Source organism: Novosphingobium sp. SG720, assembly GCF_012275365.1.
Classification (GTDB): Bacteria; Pseudomonadota; Alphaproteobacteria; order Sphingomonadales; family Sphingomonadaceae; genus Novosphingobium; species Novosphingobium rhizosphaerae.
Genome location: NZ_JAAZQN010000007.1, coordinates 186,459 through 210,760 on the forward strand (window position 1 = coordinate 186,459; position 24,302 = coordinate 210,760).

Annotated in this window: 22 protein-coding genes; 8 read left to right on the plus strand and 14 right to left on the minus strand. The window is 65.4% G+C overall.

All coding sequences use genetic code 11. The annotated features are described in order from the left end of the window. Window positions 1–102: 102 nt before the first annotated feature. Window positions 103–906, minus strand: coding sequence for a Crp/Fnr family transcriptional regulator (locus tag FHW94_RS20600; RefSeq protein WP_168557713.1), 804 nt, complete (start codon window positions 904–906; stop codon window positions 103–105). Between the two features lie 134 nt (window positions 907–1,040). On the opposite strand from FHW94_RS20600, the gene FHW94_RS20605 reads away from it, so the two are divergent. Together FHW94_RS20605 and FHW94_RS20610 are read left to right on the plus strand one after the other, a co-directional pair. Continuing rightward, the gene (locus tag FHW94_RS20605; RefSeq protein ID WP_168557714.1) at window positions 1,041–1,403 is read left to right on the plus strand and encodes a hypothetical protein; all 363 of its coding nucleotides are present in this window, start codon (window positions 1,041–1,043) and stop codon (window positions 1,401–1,403) included. A 190-nt stretch (window positions 1,404–1,593) separates the two neighbouring features. Next, window positions 1,594–2,259, plus strand: coding sequence for a Crp/Fnr family transcriptional regulator (locus FHW94_RS20610; RefSeq protein ID WP_168557715.1), 666 nt, complete (start codon window positions 1,594–1,596; stop codon window positions 2,257–2,259). A gap of 22 nt (window positions 2,260–2,281) precedes the next feature. Here FHW94_RS20610 and FHW94_RS20615 read toward each other — a convergent pair whose 3' ends face one another. Beyond that, a complete protein-coding gene (locus FHW94_RS20615; RefSeq protein WP_168557716.1) occupies window positions 2,282–3,202 on the minus strand; it encodes an SDR family oxidoreductase in 921 nt (306 codons plus the stop codon). 278 nt (window positions 3,203–3,480) lie between these two features. Between FHW94_RS20615 and FHW94_RS20620 the strand changes: the two genes are divergently transcribed. Beyond that, entirely contained in the window at window positions 3,481–4,224 is a 744-nt protein-coding gene (locus tag FHW94_RS20620; RefSeq protein WP_168557717.1) for a Crp/Fnr family transcriptional regulator, read from the plus strand. Window positions 4,225–4,322: 98 nt separating this feature from the next. Further along, entirely contained in the window at window positions 4,323–4,511 is a 189-nt protein-coding gene (locus FHW94_RS20625) for a hypothetical protein (protein ID WP_168557718.1), read from the plus strand. Window positions 4,512–4,599: 88 nt separating this feature from the next. On the opposite strand, the gene FHW94_RS20630 is transcribed toward FHW94_RS20625, so the two are convergent. The 8 genes from FHW94_RS20630 to FHW94_RS20665 all read right to left on the minus strand — a co-directional run bounded on the left by FHW94_RS20630 (window position 4,600) and on the right by FHW94_RS20665 (window position 11,867). Beyond that, window positions 4,600–4,968, minus strand: coding sequence for a PRC-barrel domain-containing protein (locus FHW94_RS20630; protein ID WP_168557719.1), 369 nt, complete (start codon window positions 4,966–4,968; stop codon window positions 4,600–4,602). 210 nt (window positions 4,969–5,178) lie between these two features. Beyond that, on the minus strand, window positions 5,179–5,541 hold the full coding sequence (locus FHW94_RS20635) for a WYL domain-containing protein (protein ID WP_246866308.1): 363 nt from the start codon (window positions 5,539–5,541) through the stop codon (window positions 5,179–5,181). 262 nt (window positions 5,542–5,803) lie between these two features. Next, entirely contained in the window at window positions 5,804–6,781 is a 978-nt protein-coding gene (locus FHW94_RS20640; RefSeq protein ID WP_168557720.1) for a fumarylacetoacetate hydrolase family protein, read from the minus strand. 5 nt (window positions 6,782–6,786) lie between these two features. Next, on the minus strand, window positions 6,787–7,566 hold the full coding sequence (locus FHW94_RS20645) for a cyclase family protein (RefSeq protein WP_168557721.1): 780 nt from the start codon (window positions 7,564–7,566) through the stop codon (window positions 6,787–6,789). Between the two features lie 68 nt (window positions 7,567–7,634). Further along, complete coding sequence (locus FHW94_RS20650; RefSeq protein WP_168557722.1) at window positions 7,635–8,792, minus strand: alpha/beta fold hydrolase; 1,158 nt, start codon at window positions 8,790–8,792, stop codon at window positions 7,635–7,637. A gap of 5 nt (window positions 8,793–8,797) precedes the next feature. Continuing rightward, window positions 8,798–9,700 carry a VOC family protein gene (locus FHW94_RS20655; protein WP_168557723.1) on the minus strand — a complete coding sequence of 301 codons (903 nt, stop codon included), beginning with the start codon at window positions 9,698–9,700 and terminating at the stop codon, window positions 8,798–8,800. A gap of 43 nt (window positions 9,701–9,743) precedes the next feature. Next, a complete protein-coding gene (locus tag FHW94_RS20660; RefSeq protein WP_168557724.1) occupies window positions 9,744–10,859 on the minus strand; it encodes an FAD-dependent oxidoreductase in 1,116 nt (371 codons plus the stop codon). A 99-nt stretch (window positions 10,860–10,958) separates the two neighbouring features. Beyond that, a complete protein-coding gene (locus FHW94_RS20665; protein ID WP_168557725.1) occupies window positions 10,959–11,867 on the minus strand; it encodes a LysR family transcriptional regulator in 909 nt (302 codons plus the stop codon). A 195-nt stretch (window positions 11,868–12,062) separates the two neighbouring features. Here FHW94_RS20665 and FHW94_RS20670 point away from each other — a divergent pair, with 195 nt between their 5' ends. The 4 genes from FHW94_RS20670 to FHW94_RS20685 are packed head-to-tail and all read left to right on the plus strand — an operon-like array spanning window position 12,063 to window position 15,701. Next, complete coding sequence (locus FHW94_RS20670; RefSeq protein WP_246866309.1) at window positions 12,063–12,407, plus strand: cytochrome c; 345 nt, start codon at window positions 12,063–12,065, stop codon at window positions 12,405–12,407. Next, window positions 12,404–14,029, plus strand: coding sequence for an FAD-binding oxidoreductase (locus FHW94_RS20675; RefSeq protein WP_168557726.1), 1,626 nt, complete (start codon window positions 12,404–12,406; stop codon window positions 14,027–14,029). The genes FHW94_RS20670 and FHW94_RS20675 overlap by 4 nt, the downstream gene beginning before the upstream one ends. Then, window positions 14,029–14,778, plus strand: a complete 750-nt coding sequence (locus FHW94_RS20680) for a glucose 1-dehydrogenase (protein WP_168557727.1) — start codon at window positions 14,029–14,031, stop codon at window positions 14,776–14,778. The genes FHW94_RS20675 and FHW94_RS20680 overlap by 1 nt, the downstream gene beginning before the upstream one ends. Before the next feature lie 32 nt (window positions 14,779–14,810). Then, window positions 14,811–15,701, plus strand: coding sequence for an MBL fold metallo-hydrolase (locus FHW94_RS20685; RefSeq protein ID WP_168557728.1), 891 nt, complete (start codon window positions 14,811–14,813; stop codon window positions 15,699–15,701). Window positions 15,702–15,763: 62 nt separating this feature from the next. On the opposite strand, the gene FHW94_RS20690 is transcribed toward FHW94_RS20685, so the two are convergent. The 4 genes from FHW94_RS20690 to FHW94_RS20705 all read right to left on the minus strand — a co-directional run bounded on the left by FHW94_RS20690 (window position 15,764) and on the right by FHW94_RS20705 (window position 24,080). Beyond that, window positions 15,764–17,605, minus strand: a complete 1,842-nt coding sequence (locus tag FHW94_RS20690; protein ID WP_168557729.1) for a DUF885 family protein — start codon at window positions 17,603–17,605, stop codon at window positions 15,764–15,766. A 194-nt stretch (window positions 17,606–17,799) separates the two neighbouring features. Next, entirely contained in the window at window positions 17,800–19,167 is a 1,368-nt protein-coding gene (locus FHW94_RS20695; protein WP_168557730.1) for an amino acid permease, read from the minus strand. A 2-nt stretch (window positions 19,168–19,169) separates the two neighbouring features. Next, entirely contained in the window at window positions 19,170–21,392 is a 2,223-nt protein-coding gene (locus FHW94_RS20700; RefSeq protein ID WP_246866310.1) for a PQQ-dependent dehydrogenase, methanol/ethanol family, read from the minus strand. A 174-nt stretch (window positions 21,393–21,566) separates the two neighbouring features. Beyond that, window positions 21,567–24,080 carry a TonB-dependent receptor gene (locus FHW94_RS20705; RefSeq protein ID WP_168557731.1) on the minus strand — a complete coding sequence of 838 codons (2,514 nt, stop codon included), beginning with the start codon at window positions 24,078–24,080 and terminating at the stop codon, window positions 21,567–21,569. Window positions 24,081–24,302: the final 222 nt, after the last annotated feature.

Sequence of the window (24,302 nt, forward strand, 5' to 3'; positions counted from 1 at the left end):
GCAAACCCTTGCAACACCTGCGACTCGACGGTCCCGGATCGAGCACCCGCGTTTTCGGCGATGGTCCGGCGCGGTGCAAGCCGTCTTGTCTCTCAAGTTGTATCAGAATGCCCCGGTCGATTTTCCGGCGTTGCCGGGCGGCGGCGTGGGCGTTCCGGCATGCAATTGCCGATCGGGTGCAAAGGTTCCCGGCGTGAAGCGGGGCATGTGCAGATAGCGGGGGTTAAAGCCGGAAAGCTGGGCCAGGTGGTCAGGATCGGGCAGGGTGATGCTGCGCCCTTGCCAGTGCAGCAAGCCCCGCCCGCGCAAGTCCTGCACCACGCGGTTGACGTGAACCGAAGTGAGGCCGGTGGCTTCGGCCAGGGTGATCTGGGTCACCGGCGCGACAAACCGCCCGCCTTCGGCCAGGCCCAGGGCGGCCAGGCGATAGTGCAATTCGCACAACAGCGCACCGATCCGGGCCAGCGCCGGCCGTGCCGCCAGGTTGAGCGTCCATTCCCGCTGCGTGCCCAGCATGGCGCAGGCATCGAACGCCAGGGCCTGGCGCAGCTTTCGCGAGCGCAGGCAGGCGCGATCGAACACGTCGGGCGCAATCAACGCGCAATGCATCTCGCCCACGGCGCCGATCGAGTGATCCATCTGCTCGGCCGCCAGGGCATCGGGATTGCACAAGTCTCCCGGCAGCAGGAACGCCACGATCTGGCGCCGCCCGTCTTCCAGCAGCTTGTAACGGCACCCCCAACCCTCGGTCACCAGCTTCACGAAATGGATCGGTTCGCCCTCGCGGATAAGATCGGTGCCGGCGGGAACCAGGCGCGCTTCGGTTCGCAGCAGCGCGTCAAGCGTCACCTGGTCCTGGAAATCCAGTTCGACATAGCGGGCAAATTTGGCCTGGAGGGGATTCATGCGGTTCCGTGGTGGGGGCAAGTGTCCGGCGCGGCGCGCCGGCATGTCAAACGCAACACCCGATGTCGGTGCTTGTTCCCCTTGCTCTCGCAGATTGTTTTTCGGGGCCGATGGGCAGGCGCAGGGATTGAAGCATGTTGCGGGAAATCATTGTCACCAAAGGATGCCTGAACATGACAGATCGTTCTCCAGCCCAACCCGCCATTGCCCCGCGGCAAGTGCGCGGCGCACCCGTGGGCCAGCAATCGAACCATGACGAAGAACGCGATAATCCCGGCCAGATGACCGGCGGCACCGGCGGCATGGGGACGCCACCGCCCAGAGAACAGCCGATCGACGAACCCGTGCCCGACCCTGTTGCACTGCCCCCCGGTAGCCATGCCAAGGACGGTTCCGAACGTCTCGACGGCGACAGGCTGCCAAAGCCCCCTACGGATGCCGACGCAGAGGATGGCGAAGCCGAGGTGGACGAGAACGCGGCATCGCGATGGGAATGAACGGTGGGGCGCGCGTGGTCGCGCGACAGGCCAGCCCGGTCGCGGCGCCAGATACGCCCTGTCTCTGACACGCCACGGTTGGTCGCCCCACCTTGGTAAAGCAAACTTATGTGAATTGTGCCGAATGCTTCGCGCCTACGTTTTCTCCTGATTCGACAAAGGCATCGCGCCAGAAACCAGGGGAAAGGACATGACGCAGGAAATGCAGCAAGCGACCAGCCACGTGCGCACGTTCCGTCGCCACGAATTTCTGGCGCGCGCCGACGAACGCCAGAACTGCGTGCTGCGGATCGAGGAAGGCTGGGCGGCGCAATATCGCCTGGTGCCAGATGGCCGGCGCCAGATCATCACCCTGTTCCTGCCGGGAGACTATTGCGAGCCGCAATGGCTGTTGCAGGGGCGGGCGACGTTGCCGATCGTGGCCTTGACGCGGGTGCGTGCCCGTGCGCTGCCCCATGCCCGCATCCAGGCGCGCGCGCCGCATGAAGAAGACAGCATGACGCGCGTGCTCGATGCCATGCTGGTGCTGCTGCGCAACCGCGAGAAATGGATTTTCAACCTGGGCCGGATGACCGCAACCGAGCGGTTGTGCAACCTCTTGTGCGAATTGTACGCGCGGCTCCAGGCACGCAACCGGGTTGTGCAAGACCGCTGCGCCATGCCGCTGACGCAATATGACCTGGCCGATATCGTCGGCATTTCACCTGTTCACGTGAACCGCGTATTGCAAACTCTTCGCGGCGATGGGTTGCTCGATCTCAAGGGCCGGTGGATGCAGGTGCGCGACCTCGCGGCGCTGCAACGACTGGGCGATGTTGCCACAGAGCCCGGCCCCGGCATGCCCCGCGCGGCCTGACCGACCGGGCGGGGCCGCGCGATCATCCGTTGACCACGGTACCGCCGTTGGGGTGCAGCACCTGCCCGCTCATATAGCTGCTGTCGGCGCAGGCCAGGAACAGGAAGGCCGGCGCCACTTCGTTCGGTTCGCCCGGGCGGCCCATCGGCGTGTCTTCGCCGAAACTGCGCACCTTTTCCGGATCGGCGCCGCCTTGGGGATTGAGCGGGGTCCAGATCGGGCCGGGCGCCACCGCATTGACGCGGATGCCCTTGCCCACCAGGTTTTCGCTGAGCGAGCGGGTGAAGGCGGTAATTGCGCCCTTGGTGGCGCTGTAGTCCAACAGTTGCGGCGCGCCCTCGTACATCGTCACGCTGGTGCAGTTGATGATCGCACTGCCTGCGCCCAGGTGACCGACCGCCGCCTGGACCATGTGGAACATGCCGAAGATATTGGTGCGAAACGTGCGCTCCAACTGCTCCTTGCTGATATCGCGGATGTCCTTGGCGGGGTGCTGTTCGCCCGCGTTGTTGACCACGATGTCGATCCGGCCAAAGCGATCGATCACCCGGTTGACGGCGTCCTGGCAGAAGGCCGGATCGCCCACGTCACCCTGCAGGGTGAGGGCGTCAGCCCCTTCCTGGCCCACGATCGCGGCGGTGTTCTCGGCGTCCTGCTCATCTTGGCGGTAGACGATGGCAACATTGGCACCTTCGCGGGCATAGAGCGCCGCCACGGCACGACCGATGCCGCTGTCACCCCCGGTCACGATCGCCACCTTGCCGGCGAGGCGGCCGGAACCGGGATAGATCGGTTGCCACTTGGGATCGCGGGCCAGCGATTGTTCCTGGCCCTGCCGATCGGGTGCGGCGGCGGTGCCGGCCTGGGCATCGGCGGCCTTGCCGGCCTGCTCGTGCTGGGTCTCGCCCACTTTGCCCAGGCTGGCGGCTTGTGAATCGGTCATGAAAACGGTCCTTGCAGGGGCAGGCGGCACGCGCCGCGCATCGGGGATGCTTTTGAAAACCCCCAAAACAAGAAAAGGTGGCAAGGCTTTACATATGTGAAGAAGGCTGTGTGACAGTCATTTCATAAGGCCGCCGACGGCGCGGGGGCGCGCTCATGGTTTGAGGATGCGATGTTGCCGCGCCACTTCGATGCTCGTTTCGGGGCGCTTGTCCGCGCCGCCGCCATGATCGCCGCCACGATTCCCGTTTGCGTCGTTGCCCCGATCATCGACCTGCCTTGAGCCTGCCTGCGATGCCGTACAACGCCCTGGCCCGGCGCCTGGCCTGCTGCTTCCCGCTTGACGAGGACGACCTGCGCGCGATCGACCGGCTTTGCGCCGTGCCGCGCCGACGCGTCGCCGCACGGCGGGAATTCCTGCGCGAGGGCGATCGCCCCGGGCAAGTGCACATCCTGCTGGAAGGGTGGGCCAGCCGCCTGGTGATGCTGCCCGATGGCCGCCGCCAGATCACCGCGTTTCACTTGCCCGGCGACATCCTCTGGCGGCCGATGGGCGACGTGCGCATGGACTTCTCGATCCTGGCGCTGACGCCGGCCATGGTCGTGCCGATTGCGTCGGGTGCGTTCGAACCCTTTGTCACCGCGCATCCGGGCATCGCCATGGCCCTGGCCACGCAGGATCGGGTGGCCGAAGCGGTTCAGCGGCGCTGGCTGGTCAACCTGGGCCAGCGCACCGCGTTCGAGCGGATCGGCCACCTGTTTTGCGAATTGCACCATCGCCTCGATGCCATCGGGCTGGCGCACGAGAACAGCTTTGCCTTTCCCGTCACGCAAGTGGAACTCGCCGAGGCAACGGGCCTGACCCCGGTGCACGTCAACCGCGTGCTGCGCGACATGCGCCTGCAGGGGCTGATCGACCTGGAACACCGTGCCCTGCGCATCCTGCAGTTTTCCGCGCTGGCGCAGCGCACGCTGTTCGATCCTGATTATCTGGAGCCGCATGGGCCGCTCCGCCTGGCATGACGGGGTTTCGCCTCGTGTCGCTAACCCTGGTTGCACCGGGGTGGGTGCGACCACCATCTGCGCGTTGATGTTCTGTGCCCCCGCACAGGAGAACGACGATGAGCAACGAACGCAGCCCGGTGGAAGAGCAACGCGGCCCGGCCGGCGATGCCATTCCCACCAACGATGGGCGCGATGCCCGCACCGCCGGCGGCCAGCGAGCCGAACCGGTGGAAAAGCGCCCCAGCGTGAGCCAAGTCCAGCCCGAGGACTACCCCCTGGCAGACCGCAAGGCCGGCGCTGTCTGAGACAGCCCCCGTGCCACGATACGCAAGAGGCCGACCTTGCCAAATGCAGGGCCGGCCTCTCCTCGCGTGACGTGGCGAGGGCGCTGGATCAGTATGGGTAAGAGAGGCCGTAGTGCGAATGGACCTGGCGGCCATATTCCGGGTCGTGCAGCGGTTCCGCCGTGGCCCCGTAATGCGGCCCGTTTTCAAGCGTGTCGCGGTCCAGGTTGACGACATAGCCGCCTTGGCCGGTGTCGTAGTTCAACGTGTTCCAGGGCAGCGGATAATAGTCGCTGCCAAAGCCGAGCACGCCGCCGAACTGCAAAACGGCGTATTCGACCTGGCCGGTGCGCTTGTTGACCATGAAGTTGTAGACCGATCCGAGCCGTTCGCCATCGGCGCCGTAGACCGCGGTGCCTTCCACCTTGTTGGAGGCGATCAGGCTGCCGGTTTCCTGGGTGGCAATGCTTTCAGCCATCGGTACTCTCCTGTGCTGTGCTTTTCCCGACAACCCGGAACGGGCGCGAAGAGATTGCCAGGGACGCGCCAACGGGATGGCCTGTGCGGCCAGCGCGCCGGGCAGAAGCCGATGCTGATCCAGGAAAGTATTGTGTTTGGACGGCGCAAAAAAAGGGCGGCCATCGCCGTGGATGCCCGCCCGGAAACATGGGTAGATAAAACGAGGCTCTCAGACCGCGATGGCGGCCAGCAGCTTCTCGCTATAGCGTTCATCGGCCGGGTCGAACCCGGCGAACACGCTGGCCGGTTCAGACGTGAGCACGACATCGCGCAGGCCAGACAGGCGGAACGTGCCCAGCTTTTCTTCGACAGGCGCCACGCCATCGCGTTCGCGCACCACGGCATCGACATGGGGGGCACCGTGCCGCTCGAACAGGGCGTGCGGCGCCAGCGTCACATCGCCACGGTTGTAGACCGCGCGCACGCACAGCTTGTTGGCAATGGCAAAGCCCAACATGTGCACCGACTGTTCGATATCGGGTGCGCTGTCCGCCGTTTCGGCGTTGCTGGAGGAAGTCTGATTCTGCTGCATCGCAACATATTAGGCGAATCGCGGCGCAAGGGCAATCGGGACGAAAACGGTGGCCCGGCAGGTGAAAATGCACGCCCACGGATTTATCACTTGCAATTGCGATCCATTATCAATAAACCGATCGGGCAACGGGGCGAACCCTCCTCCCGTCTGCGGATGGCTGGCTGCCATCCTGATCTCCCTGAACTTTTGGCGGGGCGCCGCACTTCGCCCCGCCAATTTTTTCAGCCGAGATCACATCTAGCCGCGCAGGCGCAACCGGTCAGGCAGCGCGTGCGGCCTCGACCACCGTCTGCTCGATCACACCAAACGGCGTGCTGCCGTCCGCGCCTTGCGCAGCCATGCGCACGGTGTCGCCAAAGGCCATGAACGCGGTGGCCGGCTTGCCATCGGCAATGATCTCGATCGCGCGGCGTTCGGAAATGCAGCTCGATCCCACCGTGGCGTATTCCGGGTTGGACACCGTGCCCGATCCGATCACCGTGCCGGCCACCAGATCGCGCGTGCGCGCCGCGTGGGCGACCAGTTCGGGAAAGCTGAAATCCATCGCCCCGCCGTTGGCATGGCCGAAATGCTGTCCGTTCCAGTCCACCGCCAGGTCCAGCGCCACGCGGCCATCGCGCCAGCCATCACCCAGCGCCGCGGGCGGCACGGCAAAGGGAGCCATGCTGCACGGTGGCTTGGCCTGGATCCAGCCGAACCCGGTCTTCATTTCGATCGGTGCCAGCGTGCGCAGCGACCAGTCGTTGATCTGCACCACCAGCTTGATGTGCGCGGCGGCGTCCTGGGCGCTGGTGCCCATCGGCACGGCATCCACGATCACGCCGAATTCCCCCTCGAAATCGATGCCGTGGGCAACGTCGGGAAAGGGCACGGGATCGCGCGGGCCATAGAACCGGTCCGACACGCCCTGGTACATCAGCGGGAGGTCGGTCTCGATCGGCGGCATGTTGAACGCCACCTGCATCAGATCGCCATGCGTGCCGAAGGCCGAACCATCGAGCCACTGCCACGTGCGCGGCAGCGGCGCTGCGAGAAGCGCCGGATCGAGCGGCAGGCCCGCGCCGCCGGCCAGTTCGTCGGCCAGGGCCGCGAGCGCCGGTTCGGCTTCGCTCCAGTTCTCGATCGCGGCGAGCAGGTTGGGCAGGGCAGGGCCGCCGGGCAGATGGCGCGTGCCATCGGCCGAAACCACCACCAGTTGCCCGTCGGGCGCACCATTGCGCAAAGTTGCCAGGCGCATGCTGCTCACTCCTCGATGATCGCGACGGCGCGGGTCCACCCGGCCGAGGCACCCTGGATCTTGGCCGGGAAGCAGCTGACGGTGAAGCCGTGCGGGGGCAGGCTTTCCAGGTTGTGCAGCTTTTCCAGGTGGCAATAGCCGATGTCGCGGCCGGCCTTGTGGCCTTCCCAGATCAGCGAGGTATCGCCGGTTTCCTTGACCTTTTCGGCGGTATAGCTGAACGGCGCATCCCAGCTCCAGGCGTCGGTGCCGGTCACGCGCACGCCGCGCGTGGTCAGGTACATGGTGGCTTCATAGCCCATGCCGCAGCCCACGTTGACGAAATCGGGCCGGCCCAGGGCCTGGCCGGCTGCGGTGTTGACCAGCACGATGTCCAGCGGCTGGAGATCGTGGCCGATGCGCTTCAACTCGTCTTCCACGTCTTGCCCCGTGACGACATAGCCATCGGGAAAGTGGCGGAAGTCCAGCTTCACGCCGCGCTGGAAACACCATTCCAGCGGCACTTCGTCGATGGTGATGGCGCGCTTGCCACCGTCCATCGTGGGGTGGAAATGCCACGGCGCATCCAGGTGCGTGCCGTTGTGCGTGGTCAGCTTGACCCATTCGGCCGCGGCAAAGCCGGCGCCGTCGATCATGTCGTCCTGGGTGACGCCGGGAAAGAAGTGGCCAAGTTCGCCGACGGTATCGGCATGGGTCTGATAGGTGATCTCGGGCCGCATGAACGGCGGGTCGCTCACCACGTCGTTGCACAGGGTGATCGACAGATCGATGAAACGGCGGGCCATTTTGGGATCCTCTCGTGACGATGCCGGCCGGCCCGCGCATCCGCGCGAGCCGGCCGGCATTCTTATGCTCAGGCGGTCTTGCCGCCCAGTGTCTCGGCAAACCAGTCAGCCAGCAAGTCGCGTCCGTACGACATGTTGTCAGCGCCGACATGCTCCACCCCACCTTCGCGCGGGGTGAAGATCACCTTTTCGCGGCGTGGGGAATTGACCAGCTGATCATAGAGATCGTCGGCATAGGCGACGCTGATCTGGCGATCGTTGGCCCCATGGGTGACCAGGAACGGCACCTTGATGTGGTCCATGTGGCCGTTGAGGTTCATGGCTTCGGACTTGGCCAGGAAATCGTCCTGGTCCTTGGCGCCAAAGGCCCAGTGCACATGCGCCCAATAGTGCGGCACGGGGTTTTCGCCCTCGCGCTGCATCCGCTTGTCCTGCACTTCGCGCCAGTTGTGGTTGGCACCCCACACCGCGCCGCTGGCAAAGCGCGGCTCATAAGCCACCGCGCGCGGGGCAAAGTGCCCGCCCAACGAAATGCCGGTCATGCCGATGGCCTTGGGATCGACCTCGGGTTGCTGTTCCAGCCAGTCCACCGCCTTGGATGCCCAGCTTTCCGAATGCGGATCGACCGGCAGGCCCTGGAGGCGCAGCGTCTCGCCCGAGCCGGGCTGGTCGACGCAGAGCGTGGAAATGCCGCGACGCGCCAGTTCCACCGGCAGGTTGGTCCAGTAGAGCAGTTCCTTGCAGCTATCGAGCCCGTTGCAGAACACCACAACGGGCTTTCTTCCTTCACCCGGGGCGCGGGTGAACAGGGCGGGCATGGTGCCGGTTTCGAGCGGGATTTCCACCCGCTCGCGGTTGATCTTGCCCAGCTGCGTGGACTTGTCGAACGCGGCCCGCGCCTTGGCATAGGTTTCCTTGCGACCGGGCGCGCCGTGGCCCTGCATGCGCTCTGCCGTAAACAGGTAGAGCGAGGCGCGCTCCAGCTTGGTGGAGGCAGAGAACAGGCGGCCCTTGGCTTCGTCTTCGCCGGCCAGTTCCAGCAGCTTGTCGCCCATGGCGACCCAGGCCTTCATGAACTGCGGCGTGCCGGCATCCGAACCGTTGGCGGCCGCGTCCTTGATCGGCTGGCACATGTCGACGATCTCGCCGATCTTGCCGCCCGATTCCATGGCGATGGCAACCGACAGGTTCCAGATATAGTTCGGGAAGTATTCAAACAACGCCATGACGATCAAACTCCCGCCGGCTGGAACAGGCGCGCGTCGGGCGCGGGATGCGGCATGGTCTGCGGTCCGCCGACGCCGATGCCCCACTGGTCCATCACGTTCGGCGCGGGAACGTGCACCTTGGCTTCATGCGTTTCGAAATCGACCACTTCGAGGTCTGCGGTGTATTCCACGGCAAAGCCGGCGGGCGTGGTGAAATAGCTGAACGTGTTGTTGCCGGCGGTGTGGCGGCCAGGGCCCCAGCGCAGATCGGTGCCGCGCTTCTTGAGGCGGCTGGCGCCGCGCATCATGTCGTCCACCGACAGCATGTCATAAGCCACGTGGTTGAGGCACGGCGGCCCGGGCAGGATGGCGACACGGTGATGCGCCTCGTTGCAGCGCAGGAAGCACATGAAATCGCCCAGCCAGTCCGACACCTTGAAGCCGAGCACGTCGGTGAAGAACGCCACCATGGCCTGGTGATCGGGCGAATGCATCACGATGTGGCTGATCTTGACCGGCACGCCTTCCCAGCGTTCGAGCGGGCGCTTGTCGCCCCGCGCCACGCCCGCCGAAATTTCGAACGGCAGCCCGTCGGGCGAAAAGAAGCGGAAGCCATAGCCACCGCCCGGCGCATCGAGCGTGGCAGGGGCGTGGATCACCTTGCAGCCGGCCGCCACGATCTTGTCGTGCAGGGCATCGACATCGGCGGGCGTCTCGGCGGCAAAGGCGATCACTTCCACATGGTTCACATCGGCCTTGTGCAGGCGCACCACGTGGTGTTCATCGTGGCCCTGAGCCTTGAACCAGGCCAGGCCATCGCTGGCGGCCACTTCGGTAAGGCCCCAGTCGTCTGCGTAAAAGGCGCGTTCGGCGTCGAAGTTTTCGACGCCATATCCGACATAGCGGATTTCGGTCACTCGGCTCATGGGTTTGGGATCCTGGCTGAATAGAAAGGAGGGAAGAGGGAAATCAGATCGGTTGGGCGACGACGGCGAACATTTCGGCGGTGGCCTTGTGGTTATCCACCGGCGGTGCCTTGCCCAGCTGGCCCATGCAGATCGCCAGCGAGCTTTCGACGATATAGCGGCAGCGTTCGTAGCGGCGCGTGCGGTAGGCGGTGAAGGCCGCTTCCACGCTGTCGGCAGCGGTCAGTTCCTGTGCCAGCACGATCGCATCTTCGATCGCCATGCCCGCGCCCTGGCCCAGGTGCGGCGTGGTGGCGTGCACCGCATCGCCCAGAAGCACGACGCGGCCCTGGTGCCACGGCCCGTGCAGCATCATGCCTTCGAGCGGGCGATAGACCACGCCGTCATCGTCGGTGATCTGGCTGGCCAGCGCCTGGATCTGCGGGGCGGTGCCGACCAGCTTGCTGCGCATGGCCTCTGCGATGCCCTGGGTGGGATAGCGCGGGTTGTCCGGTTCGGGCGTGGTCACGTACATGTACATGGTCTGCGCCGAGATCGGCACCAGGCCCACGCCGGTGCGGCCGTTGTAGACGTGCAGCGCGTCAAGGTCGGCCGGGCGGGGGAAGTTGTAGCGCCACACCGCTTGCCCGGTGAACTGCGGCTTTTCGGCCTGAGGCAGCACGGTCTGGCGGGTCTGCGAATAGACCCCGTCGGCGCCCACCACCACGGCATAGCGTTCGCGGCTGCCATCGGACAGCGTCACGTCGACGCCATCGGCATCCTGGTCCAGCGCGGTCACGGTCAGTCCCAGGCGGATTTCCGCGCCAAGGTCGCGGGCGCTGTCACCCAGCACCTTTTGCAGGGCACGGCGGCCGATGCCCACGTTCGAAGGCTTGCCTTCCACCAGCGACGGCGTGGGCACGCGGGCCACGCGCGTGCCATCGGGCACATAGATTTCCACCGCGTCAAAGCCGCAGGCGGCATCGAGGAAGGAATCGAGCACGCCCAACTGGTCCATCGCGCGGATGACGTTGGATTGCTGGATGATGCCCACGCCATAGACCGACCAGTTGGGGTCTTTTTCGATCACGGTGACGCGATGGCCGGCGCGGCGCAGCGCGATTGCGGCCGAAAGGCCGCCGATCCCGGCACCTACCACCAGAATGGGCAAATCTTGCACGTCAGGTCTCTCCCAAGGACTGCTTGTGACCCGCACCCTAAAGGAGAATAGGAATTGAGATACTAGATTGTTTTGATCGTCATCGATCCATGAAATGGATCAACTGCGAAACGCCGCCTCGCGCAGGCGCGCCATCAGCCAGCGCAGCCCTTCGTCGCTGGTGCGGGTGCGATGGTATTGGATCATCTCACGCATCGGCTGGAACGGGAAGGGCAGCGGCGCCATCGCCAGCGGAAACGCTGCCACCATGCGCCGCGCCAGCCGTTCCTGCACCACGGCCATGCGCTGCGTGTCCATCAGCATCCACGGGATCGTGCTGAACGAGGGCGCCTCGATCTCGATCCGCCGCGCCATGCCGATCTGGTTGAGCTGGCGGTCGGCAAAGGCGTGATCGCGCGAGGCGCCGATGCGTACCGAAACGTGGCCTGCCGCCAGGAAGGCATCGCGATCGGGTCCTTGCCCGGCAAAGGCCGGGTTCTGCGCCCAACCCATCACCACATGGCGTTCCTCGCACAGCAGCTCGCTCGGGTGGTCGGACACGATGAACTGCTCGGGCGCGATCAGCAGGTCGGCGCGGCCTTCGCGCAGGTCGGCATGGGCAGCATCGCTGGGCAGGACCAATTCGATGCGCATCCCCGGCGCCAGGCGCGGCAGGGCCTGAAGCACCGGGGCAAGTACGGCGGTTACCACATAGTCCGACGCCACCAGGCGGAAGGTGCGCTGCGTGGTGGTGGGATCGAACCGGCTGGCGGTGACCAGCATGGCTTCGACCGTGCGCAAGGTTTCGCGCACTTGCGGCACCAGCGCTTCGGCAAAGGCCGTGGGGTACATGCGCTTGCCCTGGGCCACCAGCAGGTCGTCGGCGAAGAATTCGCGCAGGCGGGTCAGCGCCGCGCTCATCGCCGGTTGGCTCAAGTTCATCTGCCGGGCGGCGGCGGAAACGCTGCGGTTTTCCAGCAGCACGTCGAACGCGGCAAGCAGGTTGAGATCGAGACCCTTGAAGCGCATGAATTGCCTGTCGATGGTTGGTGGCAGGATCGATCGATAGCATGGATTGATGGGTCTGTCCGCGTGCCAGCGCGCTTTTCACCTCATGAAACGGCAGGCACGCCGCGCCGTGGCGCGGGGCGCGGGGCAGGGATACACCCTTTCGGGCAAGGTCATGCGGGCACACACGCCACGCAGGCCGGCAGACGAGAGGGGATGATGACAAGGTCCATGCTGATCATGCTGGCGGCTGCCCTGCAGCTGCCGGCCCCGCCCGCCGGTGCCCAACCCGCGCAAGCGCCACAGCGCCTGGGGCAAGTCCAGCCACAGCGCGCCCCGGCGCAAGTCTATGCCAAGGTCTGCGGCTATTGCCACGGGCGCAACGTGGGGCCGATCATCCTGGGACGCCAGCTGCCGGCCGAGGCGGTGAAATACATCGTCCGCCATGGCCAGAACGCCATGCCCGCTTTCCGCCCCACCGAAATTTCCCCGGCCGAACTCGATGCCCTGTCGCAATGGGTTTCCACCAGCCCGGCCCGCAGCGAGGAGCACGGACAATGAGCCTGGACCTGGATCGACGCGGCCTGCTGGGCGCGGGGCTGGCCGGGGTGGCCAGCGTGGGATGGAGCACGGGCGCCACGGCGGCCAAGCCGGCGCCGCTTGCCCCCGGCCGCAGCGTGGCCGACTTTGCCGGGGCGATGAAAGCGTTTCGCGGCGTGGTGGGTGCGGAATGGGTGTTCGGCGACGAGGAAGCCGTCGCCCCCTATGACAAGGCCTATATTCCCGACCCCGCGCACCGCTACAAACCGGTGGGCGCGGTGTGCCCGCAATCCTTGGAAGAAGTGCAGGCGATCGTGCGCATCGCCAACGAATATCGCCAGCCGCTGTGGACCGTCTCCACCGGCAAGAACATGGGCTATGGCATGACCTCGCCGGCCACGCCGGGCCAGGTCGTGCTCGATCTCAAGCGCATGAACCGCATCCTGGAAGTGGATGCGGAACTGGGCACCTGCCTGCTGGAGCCGGGCGTTACCTACCAGCAGCTCAAGGACTATCTCGACGAGAACAAGATCCCCTTGTGGATCGACGTGCCCACCGTGGGGCCGATTGCCTCGCCCGTGGGCAACACGCTCGATCGCGGGGTGGGGTACACGCCCTATGGCGAGCACTTCATGTTCCAGTGCGGCATGGAAGTGGTGCTGCCCAGCGGCGAAGTAATGCGCACGGGCATGGGCAGCATCAAGGGCAGCACCGCCTGGCAGGCGTTCAAATGGGGCTATGGCCCCTATCTGGACGGGCTGTTCACCCAATCGAACTTTGGCATCGTCACCAAGATGGGCATGTGGCTGATGCCCAGGCCTCCGGTCTACAAGCCGTTCATGGTGCGCCACGCCGAAATGGCCGACGTGCCCCGCATCATCGAGGCGATGCGCCCGCTGCGTGTGTCGAACCTGGTGGCCAACTGCAACCTGATGATGAGCGCCAGCTACCAGTTGGCTATGTTCAAGCGGCGTAACGAAATCGTGCCCGATGGCGCGCCGCTGGACGAGGCGAGCCTGAAAAAGGCGGCCAAGGCCAATGGCCTGGGCATGTGGAACACCTATTTCGCGCTCTACGGCACCGACCAGACGATTGCCGGGGTAGAGCCGATCATCCGCGCCAGCCTGACGGCCAGTGGTGGCGAAGTGCTCACGGCGGCGGAAATGGGCGACAACCCGTGGTTCCACCATCACCAGACGCTGATGCAGGGCGGCCTCAACCTCGATGAGATCGGCCTGTTGCGCTGGCGCGGATCGGGCGGGGGCTTGGCCTGGTTCGCTCCGGTGGCCGCCGCGCGCGGGGTGGAGGCGGAGCGGCAGACCGCGCTGGCCAAGGCCATCGTGGAGCGCCACGGCTTCGATTACACCGCCGCCTATGCCATCGGCTGGCGTGACCTGCACCACATCATCGCCCTGCTGTTCGACAAGGCCGATCCGGCCGAACACCAGCGCGCGGACGAATGCTATCGCGATCTGGTGGTGCAGTTCGGGGCCAAGGGCTGGGCCAGCTATCGCACCGGGGTCAATTCGATGGACCTGGTGGCGCAGCAATATGGCGAGGTGAACCGCCGCTTCAACGCAACGCTCAAGCACGCGATCGATCCCAACGGGATCCTCTCGCCTGGCAAATCGGGGATCATCTGATGCGTTTTACCGGAAAGACCGTGGTGATGACCGGCGGCGCCACCGGCATCGGGGCGGCCACGGCCGTGGCCTTTGCCCGCGAAGGGGCGGCCGTGGTGATCGGGGACTGGAACGAGGAGGCGGCCCGTGTGGCCGACGCCATCGTTGCGGCTGGCGGCAAGGCCACGTTCCGCAAGGCCGATGTGCGCGATCCTGCCGTGCATGGCGATCTCGTCGCCTTGGCGCTCGACACGTATGGCTCTCTAGACATGGCGTTCAACAACGCCGGTGTCCTGCCGCCGCCATTGCCGCTGCACGAAGTGCCGCCCGAAAACCTCGACCTGATCTTCGACGTGGACATCAAGGGCGTGTTCTATGCCATGCAGGCGCAGATCCGCCATTTCCTGAGCGTGGGCGGCGGCGCCATCGTCAACACCGCCTCGGTCGCCGGCCTGGTCGCCGATCCCAACATGTCACACTATGTGGCGGCCAAGCACGCCGTGGTCGGGCTGACCAAGGCGGCGGCGGTGGAATATTCCGCGCGCAATATCCGCATCAATGCCATCGCGCCCGGCTTCATCGCCACGCCGATGACCCAGGCCTGGCTCGACAGCGAGGATTTTCGGAACGCGTTCTTTGCCCACAACGTATCGGGCCGCGCCGGCGCGCCCGAGGAAGTGGCCGGCACCGTGCTGCATCTGTGCAGCGACGCGGCCAGCTTCTGCAACGGCGCGCTGTTCGTGATCGACGGCGGCCAGACTTCTCATTGAGGAAGGTCGGCACATTGAGGGAGATACCTGTCATGAAGATGCGGATTTTCATCCTGGCCGCCGCGCTGCTCGGCGCGGCGCCGGCCCTGGCGCAATCGGCGGCCAAGCCGCTGCAATACGAAGTCATTCCCACCGGCCCGATCAGCATGTTCGCCAATGTCACCCTGATCAAGGGAGACAAGGACGCGGTGCTGGTGGACGTGCCGTTTGCCCGTTCCGATGCCTATCGCGTGGCGGCTGCCGTGCTCGACAGCGGCAAGCACTTGAAGACCATCGTGATCACCCATGATCATCCCGATCACTTCTTTGGGCTGGACGTGCTGGCCGATGCCTTTCCCGATGCGCAGATCGTGGCCAATCCCGTCGCCGCGCAAGATATGGCGCGGTCCATCCCGATCAAGTTCAAGCGTTGGAGCGGGCAACTGGGCACCAACGCCCCGCGCCGCCCGGTGCAGCCCGTGGCCATGACCGGCGACAGTGTCGATCTGGAAGGGCACCGCTTGCAGGTCTTGGGGCCGATGCAGGGCGACCATGTGGATTCCACCGTGGTGTGGGATGCGCAAAGCCGCACGCTGGTGGCCGGAGACGTGCTCTATAACGGCGTCCACGTCTGGCTGGGCGAACACACGCCGCAACGCTATGCCGCCTGGCTCGCCACGCTCGACCGGCTCGATGCGCTGCATCCCGTCACGGTCGTCGCCGGGCACCGCCATCCCGGCGCGCCGAACGACAATGGCGCGATCGGCTGGACGCGGGATTATATCAAGACCTTCGTGGCCGCGCGCGCGGCCAGCCATTCCGCGGCCGAAATCGCCGCGGCCATGAACAAGGCCTACCCCGACGCCACCGAAGTCTATGGTGGGTTCCTGCTCGGCACATCGAGCAAAGTGGGCGCCGGGGAAATTCCGCCCTGGGATGAGTGAATGGAAGAGGGCGTGACGCGGTGGCCCTTGGCCCCGCGCCACGCCACGCCACGCCACTCAGATCAGGCCTTGGCCGCCGCGATATAGGCGTCGATGCACTGGTCCAGCACGGGCAGCGGCATGGCGCCCGGCAGCAGGCCGGCATCGTGGAACTTGCGGATGTCGAACCGGTCGCCCAGCGCGGTGCGTGCCCTGTCGCGCAGGCGCAGCCAATCGAGCTTGCCCAGCATGTAGCTGCACGCCTGGCCCGGCCACACGCAATAGCGTTCCACTTCGGTGATCGCCATGGTTTCGGGATCGCCGATGGTGTCGGTGTAGAATTTCACCGCTTGTTCGCGGCTCCACCCCTTGGCGTGCATGCCGCTGTCCACCACCAGGCGCACGGCGCGGAAAATGCTGTCGTGCAACTGGCCGACATGGCCCAGCGGGTCGTTTTCATAAACGCCCATTTCCACCGCCAGCTGCTCGGCATAGAGCGCCCAGCCTTCGCCATAGCCGGAGAAGAACTGGATCTTGCGCAGCGTGGGCAGGCCCGCTTCCTGCGCCAGCGAGAGTTGCAGGTGATGGCCCGGCACGCCTTCGTGATAGGTGAGGGTGGGCAGGGTCCAGCTCGGCACTTCGGCGGTGTCGCGCAAGTTGATGTAATAGGCGCCCGGCCGCGTACCGTCGAGCGAGCCGTTCTGGTAATACCCGCCCGGCGCGCCGGCTTCGATCGCCTTGGGCACGCGGCGAATGTTGAGCGCGGTCTTGGGCAGGGTGCCGAAGTATTGCGGCAGGCGCGCTTCCATGGCCTCGACCTGGCGGTTGAGGTCAGCCAGCAGCTTGTCCTTGCCCGCATCGGTGTTGGGATAGCGGAACTTGGGATCGTCATAGAGCCCGCGCAGGCGCTGGCCCACGGTGCCCTGGGTATAGCCCTGGCTTTTCAGGATCGCGTCCACTTGCGCGCTTTGCTGCGCGATCAGTTCCAGGCCCGTGCGGTGGATTTCCTCGGGCGCCATGTCGCTGGTGGTATAGCTTTGCAGCGAGAGGCGGTAGAGTTCCTCGCCCTTGGGCAGGCGGGCCACGCCGGCGGTGTGCACCGCCTTGGGCAGCAGGCTTTCCAGCAGGGCGATCTGGCGGTCGAGCGCGGGCTGCACGCGCTTGGCCACGATGGCCTGTGCGCGCGCATCCCATGGGCCGGCGATGTGCTGCTCGGCGGTGCGGCGGGTGATCGAGGAAACCAGGTTGGATTGCGCGGCGGGCACGTCGCGCAGGGCCTTCAACTGGGTGAGCGCCTTGGCCAGGATGAAATCGGGCGGCACCACGCCGGCGGCGCTGTCATGGCGCACCGATTGGCTGTCCTGGTCGATCGCCGTGGCAAAGGCATCCAGGCGCGAAAGATAGGCATCGGCATCGGCGGCATTGGCGATGGTGTGCTGGCTATCGAGGAAATCGGGAATCTGCTGATAGCAGCCGGTCAACTGCGTCACGACATAGGGCGAACCCACGGTCGCGAACGTGCGGTTCATCGTATCGTTGAGCTGGGTGGAATAGAGGATGCTGGCATGGTTCCAGCGGTTGTTGCCGGTCAGCTTGGCTGCATCGATCTTGCGCAGCGCGGCCAGGTCGCGCGCGGTGCGGGCCTTGGCCTCTTCCCAGGCGTGGAGCGAGCGATCGTCCAGCCGCGCCTTGGCACCGGCGCGCGCACCGTTGTCCACGCCCAGGCCCGTGGCCATTTCCGGGGAATGGGCGAGTTGCTCGGCCAGCATCGCATCGAACAGGGTGTTGAGGCGGCGGTCTTCCGCGCTGCCTTCGGCGCTCGCCGGGCTGGTGCCGGGGGTTGCGGCACGAACCTGGCCAAGCGTGGAGAAGGCGGCCAGCCCGGCGCTGGCGACACCGGCCTTGAGGATGTGGCGGCGGTTCATCGGCAAATCCATTCTTGGGCGTTCAGGGGGCTGCCGCGCCCGCATTTGGGGGGGCGCCGGGCGCGGCAGCGGGGGGGATCGGGTCGTCGAGGGCACGACGACCACACCGCTGCGCTAGCCGATGGTTTCCGATGAAAGCAAAGCCGCCTGTCGATGCCAGCATGTCGTTGGCAGAATGGCGCAGGCGCGCCCGATCATGCCACCTGCGCGTTGTGGGCACGCTGCCGGCGCAGGAAATGCGCGCCGATGCAGGCGGCAAACACGGCCAGGCTCAAGGCCACCTGCAGGCGTTGATCGGGCATCAGCGCCATCATCACCAGCACCGCGATGATCCCGCCCACCGCGACCCACGAGATCACCGGGAAGGCCCAGACTTTCACCGCCAGTCTTTCGCCCGCCGCTTCCAGCCGGCGCCGCAGGGCGATCTGGCTTATCGAGATGAGCAGGTAGACGCACAGGATCGTCGCGCCCGACGATTGCAGCAGGAAGGTGAACAGCCCATCGGGCGAGAACACCGAGGTGAGCACTACGGCAAAGCCCGCCACGCCCGAAACCACGATGCCCAGCGCCGGCACCCGCCGCGGCGATACCCGCCCGAACGCGGCCGGGGCATCGCCGCGCTGGGCCATTTCAAACAGCATGCGCGAGGTGACGTAGATCGCCGAATTGAGGCACGAGACGATCGCGGTGAAGATCACCGCGCCGATCACGCCCTTGGCGCCGGGCACCTTGATGATCGACAGGGCGGCCACGAACGGGGATTGCCCGGAAACGACCGTATCCCACGGCAGGATTGCCAGGATCACCGCGATCGATCCGATGTAGAAGAACATGATGCGCAACGTGACGGTGCGCGCCGCCCGCACGATGTTGCGCGCCGGGTCTTCGGTTTCCACCGCGGCGATGGTCGCCACTTCCGAACCCATCATCGAAAAGATCACCACCGGAATCGCCGTGAACGCAGCGCCTAGCCCGGTGGGAAAGGCGCCGCCATGGTTGGCAAAGTTGCTGGTCAGACGTGCCAGCCCCGGCCCGAACCCAAAGATGTAGGCCAGGCCCAGCGCCATGAAACCTACGATCGTCACGACCTTGAGCGAGGCGAACCAGAACTCGAACTCGCCATAGGTCTTGACCGAGAACAGGTTGACCATGGTCATCGCCGCGATCAGCAGCGCAGCCAGCGCCCACATCGGCAGGGGGATGAACGGCATCAGCATGTTCGCCCCGGCAATCGCCTCAACCGCGATGGTGATCACCCAGAAATAGTAATAGAGCCAGGCCGTGGTGAAGCCCGCCCAGGGCCCCAGGCCCAGCGCGGCATAGCCGGTGAACGAGCCCACGCCGGGCCGCGCCATGGCCATTTCGCCCAGCATGCGCATGATCACGAAAACCAGCAGGCCGCACAGCGCATAAGTCAGCAGCACTGCCGGCCCGGCGATATGGATCGCCGCGCTCGAACCCACGAAGATGCCGGCGCCGATGATCCCCCCGATCGAGATCATGGTGACGTGGCGCGCTTTGAGCGAATGGGCCAGCGCTTCGCCGGGGGGAGATGCAGACATGATCAGTGACTCGCTTTCTTGGCAGACTGCTGGGCGCGATAGCCACGCGCCTGCTGGTCGATCAGATAGGCATGGATGGCTTCCACATCGGCTTTTGTCACCACGTCATCGAAGCGGGCCATGCCCAGCGGCGCCAGCGCCCCTTTGAGCACGATGTCGTTGAACAGGCCATGCACCTCGCGCGGCAGGCGCGACAGGTCGGGCGTGACGCCCGGCGTGCCCAGCACGTGGCAGCGGGAGCAGTTTTCGGTGAACTTGTCCTCGCCACGCGCGATCAGCGCCGGGCTGGCCTTGAGCGGCGGCGGCGCGGGATAGGGCAGCGGCTCGCGCTTGTCGGGCATGGGCACGGCGCTGCCGCCCAGCTTGAACACCAGGATGCGGTTGGCATTCCGATAGCCATAGGCCGCGCTGGAGGGGGGAATCGGGAACGTGATGCCCGATCCGCCATAGCCGGCCTGCACCGCCACGTATTGCACGCCCGCGATTTTGTAGGTCATCGGCGCGGCCATGATGTGGCTGCCGGTCTGGATCGTCTTGATCGGCGCGCCGGTGCGGGCGTTGTAGATCCACAAGCTGCCGTCGCCACGCCCCTGGAACACCAGGTTGCCCGCCGTGCTCAGCACCCCGCCATCATACCCACGCACCCCTTGCGAGGTGACGCGTTCCCACACCACTTTACGGGCCACCGGGTCCCACGCGCGCAGCACTTCGCGCACCAGCTTCACGCCGGGGCGCTCCTTCTGCAATTCGTCCTTGGCCGGCAGCGGCCCCAGCGTGCGCTTGAGCGCGGCGGGATCGTAGAGATCGTCGGGGAAAATGCCGTCGGACGAGAAAAACCCTTCGAGATGGGTGAGCGAGCCGCCGTTGGCCTTCATGTTGAGCAGCACGTTGCCCGCGTCGATCGCCGGGATATAGACCAGGCCGGTCTGCGGGCTGAACGACATCGGGTTCCAGGTGTGCCCGCCGGCCCACGAGGGGTATACGTTCTTCGGGCTCTTGGAATAGTCCGCCTGCTGCGTGACCATGGGACGGCCGGTCGCCAGGTCCACGCCCTTGGCCCAATTCACATAGGTGAACGGATCGGCCGACAGAAGTTTGCCGGTTTTCAGGTCCAGCGTGTAGAAAAAGCCGTTCTTGCAGGCCTGCATCACCACGCGGCGGGGCTGGCCGCCCAGGTCCAGGTTGGCGAACACGAACTTCTGGACCGCGTCATAGTCCCACTCGTCGCCCGGCGTGGTCTGGTAGTACCAGTTCATCCGCCCGCTCTGGGCGTTGACCGCGATGATCGAGGCGTTGAAGAGATCGTCGTGGCGCTTGCCATCGGCCGACCGCAGATAGGGGGAGGCATTGCCGGTGCCGAAGACGATCTGGTCGGTTTCGGGATCGTAGGACAGCCCGTCCCACACCGTGCCGCCATTCTGCGTGCGGCCATCGCGGTTCGGCCCCCACGACTTGGCCGCCAGTTCCAGTTCGGGATGCTCGAACGGCTGTCCCGGCGCGGGCGGCACCGTGAAGAAGCGCCATTTGAACGTGCCGGTCTTGATGTCCCAGGCGGAGATATAGCCGCGCAGGTCGCCATCGCCGATATCGGCACCGGCGTTGCCGATCACCACGCTGTCTTTGGTGAGGACCACCGCGCCGGTGGAGGCATAGGGCTGTTTGTGGTTGACGATGGTATCGGCGATCCAGCGCGCCTGGCCGGTCTTGGCGTCGATCGCGTGCAGCCGCCCGTCTTCCGAAGCGACGAAGACCGTGCCGTCCCGATAGGCGACGCCCCGGTTGACCACGTCGCAGCAGGCGTTGCGCCCCCACTGACCATCCACCTGCGGATCGTATTGCCACAGCAATTTGCCGGTGGCGGCATCGAGGGCGTAGACATTGCCCCAGATGCCCGAGGTGTACATGACCCCGTCGATCACCAGCGGCGTTGCTTCCTGCCCCCGTTCGGTGCCCATGTCATAGGACCAGGCATAGCCCAGATCGCCCGCGTTGGTTTCGTTGATATCGGATAGCGCGGAAAACCACGTGCCGGCGGTGTCTCCCCCGGTCAGCGGCCATTCCGCCCCGGCGAGCGGCGCGGCAGCACGATGGCCCGGCGTATCGGACGCGACATCGGCGCGGGCGCTGGTGCAAGCGTTGAGCAGCAGCGCGCCCGAGCCCAGCACGGCGGAGGCAAGCAGGAGCAGGGCGGGCCGGCGCAGGTTTCTGGCGCGCAGGGTTTTCATGGGCTGGCACTTTCCGGCGGGGGAGGGCGTTTGGCAAGATAGATCACAGTTTATCCACAGCCGCAATCGCCGACCGCCGCCCGCCCATTCGGCGCGAGGCATCGCGTGCGCCATGGCCATCATGACCAAGGCCCGAACCCTTTGCCGGGGTTCGGGCCTTGTCTGTTGGGGTGATCAGTTGCCGAAGTTGACCCGGGCGGTAAGGCCCCAGGTGCGCGGCTTGCCATAGACGCTGAGCGCATCGCCCCAATAGAGCGACCCGTCGAACGCGTAAGAGCGATAGACCCGGTTGAACAGGTTGTTGACGAAGAACGCCAGTTCCAGCCTGTTGCCCGCCGGGATCACGCCGATGCGCGCGTTTTCCACGTGGTAGGCGCCTTCACGCTCGTCGGGCGCGCAGAGCACCGAGAAGCAGAACTTGCCGGTGTAGAGTGCATCGCCCTGGAGCGAAACGCGCGCGCCGCCCAGGCCGAATTCATAGCGGACCAGGGCATTGCCGGAAAAGCCCGGCGCCTGCGGCAGATCGTGGTTCACCACCGTGACGCCGTCGGGCAGCAGCACGTTCTTGACCTTGCTGTCCTGCACGGCGGCCGAGGCCTGGAGCGTGAAGCCCTCGATCGGGTGGGCGGTCAATTCGGCTTCCACGCCCTTGATCGTGGCGGGCAGGTTGCGCACCAGCTGCGTATAGCCGACCTGAACATAAGCCTGGTAGTTCTTGTAATCATAATAGAACGCAGCAAGGTTGAACTGCACGTCCGGGCCGATCTTGGTCTTCAGCCCCACTTCGTAGTCATTGAGCGTTTCCGGCCGGTAAGGGATGTTGTTGAGCGTATCGATCAACGCCTGGCCGGGGAATGGCGTGCCGGTGGAAAACGTGAACCCGCCTGACTTGGAGCCGCGGTTGTAGCTGGCATAGAGCAGCGTGTCGGGGCCGGGCTTGTAATCCAGCTCTGCCCGCGCGGTGACGCCGTCATAGGTGGGCTTGGCCGCCGAAGGTGTAACCGTGATGCCGGCCGCATCGGCAGCGCCGGTGGGATCGAAGAAATTGATCCCGCTGGGCCCCCAGTTCACCGTCAGGCCCGAGATCGACTCCTTCGCCGTGTACCAGGCCAGCTTGCTGTCGCGCCAATAGCGCGCGCCCAGGATCAGCTTGAAGTGATCGTCGAACTTGTATTCGTCCTGCGCGAACACGGCGAAAGACTTGGTGCGCTGATAGAACCGCACGGTGGGATCGTACTGGTCGAACGGGGTGGCGTACTTGGCGCCATAGTTGCCGGTCAGCAGCATGCCGAAGGCGCCGAACGCCAGGTAGTTGTTGCCGAAACGGGTGGCGGCGCGCAGTTCCTGGGTGATCTGCTGGGTGCGGGCGCGCTGGTAGAAAATCGTGCCCGAGGCATAGCAGGTGATGCTCGGCGCTGTGGCGCAGGGCCCGGTGGTATAGGGCGGCAGCGCCACCCCTTCCTGATAGGGCAGGCCCGGCACGCCATCATCGCTTTCGATATAGAACTTGGCGAGGTTCTGGTAATCGGTGATCGAGGTAACGTCGAACGCGCCCAGCTTGGCTTCCAGGCGCAGCGTGGCGGCAAACTGCTTGCGGTTCACATAGTTTTCGCCCGCGCTATAGGTCTGCCACGGGTTGCCGCCCTGGGTGGCGGTGATCGCCGGATTGGCATAGCCATTGGCGACCGAGCCGGGCACGCCGTTGTTGTAGGACGTGCCGCCGTAGTTGTTCCAATAATCGCAGACCTGGTTGGCAGCGAGGAATTCGCCCTGGAATTGCGCATTGGGGCAGGCCGGGGTGAGGGTATAGACGCCGGCCTGGCGCTCGTGATCGGCCTGGGCATAGCGCACCGTCAGGCGGGCGCGGAAATCGCTGGACGGGTCCCACTGCAGGATACCGCGCGTGGCCCAGTGGTTGTTGGCGCCCAGATCCGCGCCGCCGGGCAGCAGGTTCTTGATATAGCCGGAATCGCGATCGTAGATGCCCGAAATGCGCGCGGCCAGGGTATCGGTGAGCCCGCCGTTGAGCGCGCCTTCGAACACCGACTGGTTGAAGCTGCCGGTGGTGGCGGAAACATAACCGCCGAAATCGTGCGTGGGCTGGTTGGAAATGAACTGCACCGCGCCGCCCGTGGCGTTGCGGCCGAACAGGGTGCCCTGCGGCCCGCGCAGCGCTTCGGTGCGGGCGAGGTCGAAGATCGGGAAGCTGGCCGTGGTGATCGAGGCGGCGTAGCTGTCGTCCTGATAGACCGCGACGGGCGGTTCCTGCTGGTCGCCATAGTCGTTTTGCGACACGCCGCGAATGTTGAACACCACCTGGCTGGAGCCATAGGCATTGTACTTCAGGTTGGGGATGGCGCGGACGATATCGGTGGCGTTATTGATGTTGAGCGCACGCAGGTCCTTGGCCGAAATGACCGAGACCGCGATGCCGACATCGTTGAGCTTCTGTTCGCGGCGCTGCGCGGTCACCACGATATCGCCGCTGCCGGTTTCGGCCTGCGGCGCGGCAGCCGGGGCATCCGCCGGGGCGGCGGTTTGCGCTTGGGCCAGGCCGGGCACCAAGACGATCGCCGGCATCATGGCGGTGGCCGCCAGGGCCATGCCGCGCAAGCGGCGGCGCGTTACGGATGAAGATTTTTGTCTGTTTTGATCGAGGCCAAGGCCCGAAAGCACCAGGTTACGCATGACAGCTTCCCTCCAAGCCGGCCCCTCGTTGTGGGGGCACAATACCTGCACCCGGATCGTGCATCAGGAACGCAGGCGCAGCAACCCTCTGGCAACAGAGTGAAAGCCCTGGCAAGCTAAGCGGAAGTGTTGCGGACTTTGGGTGTATAGTGCTGATTAAATTAGATTAACTCGGAATTTCCGGTTGCTTTTGGTAATAACACCTACTTACTACTCTCATTA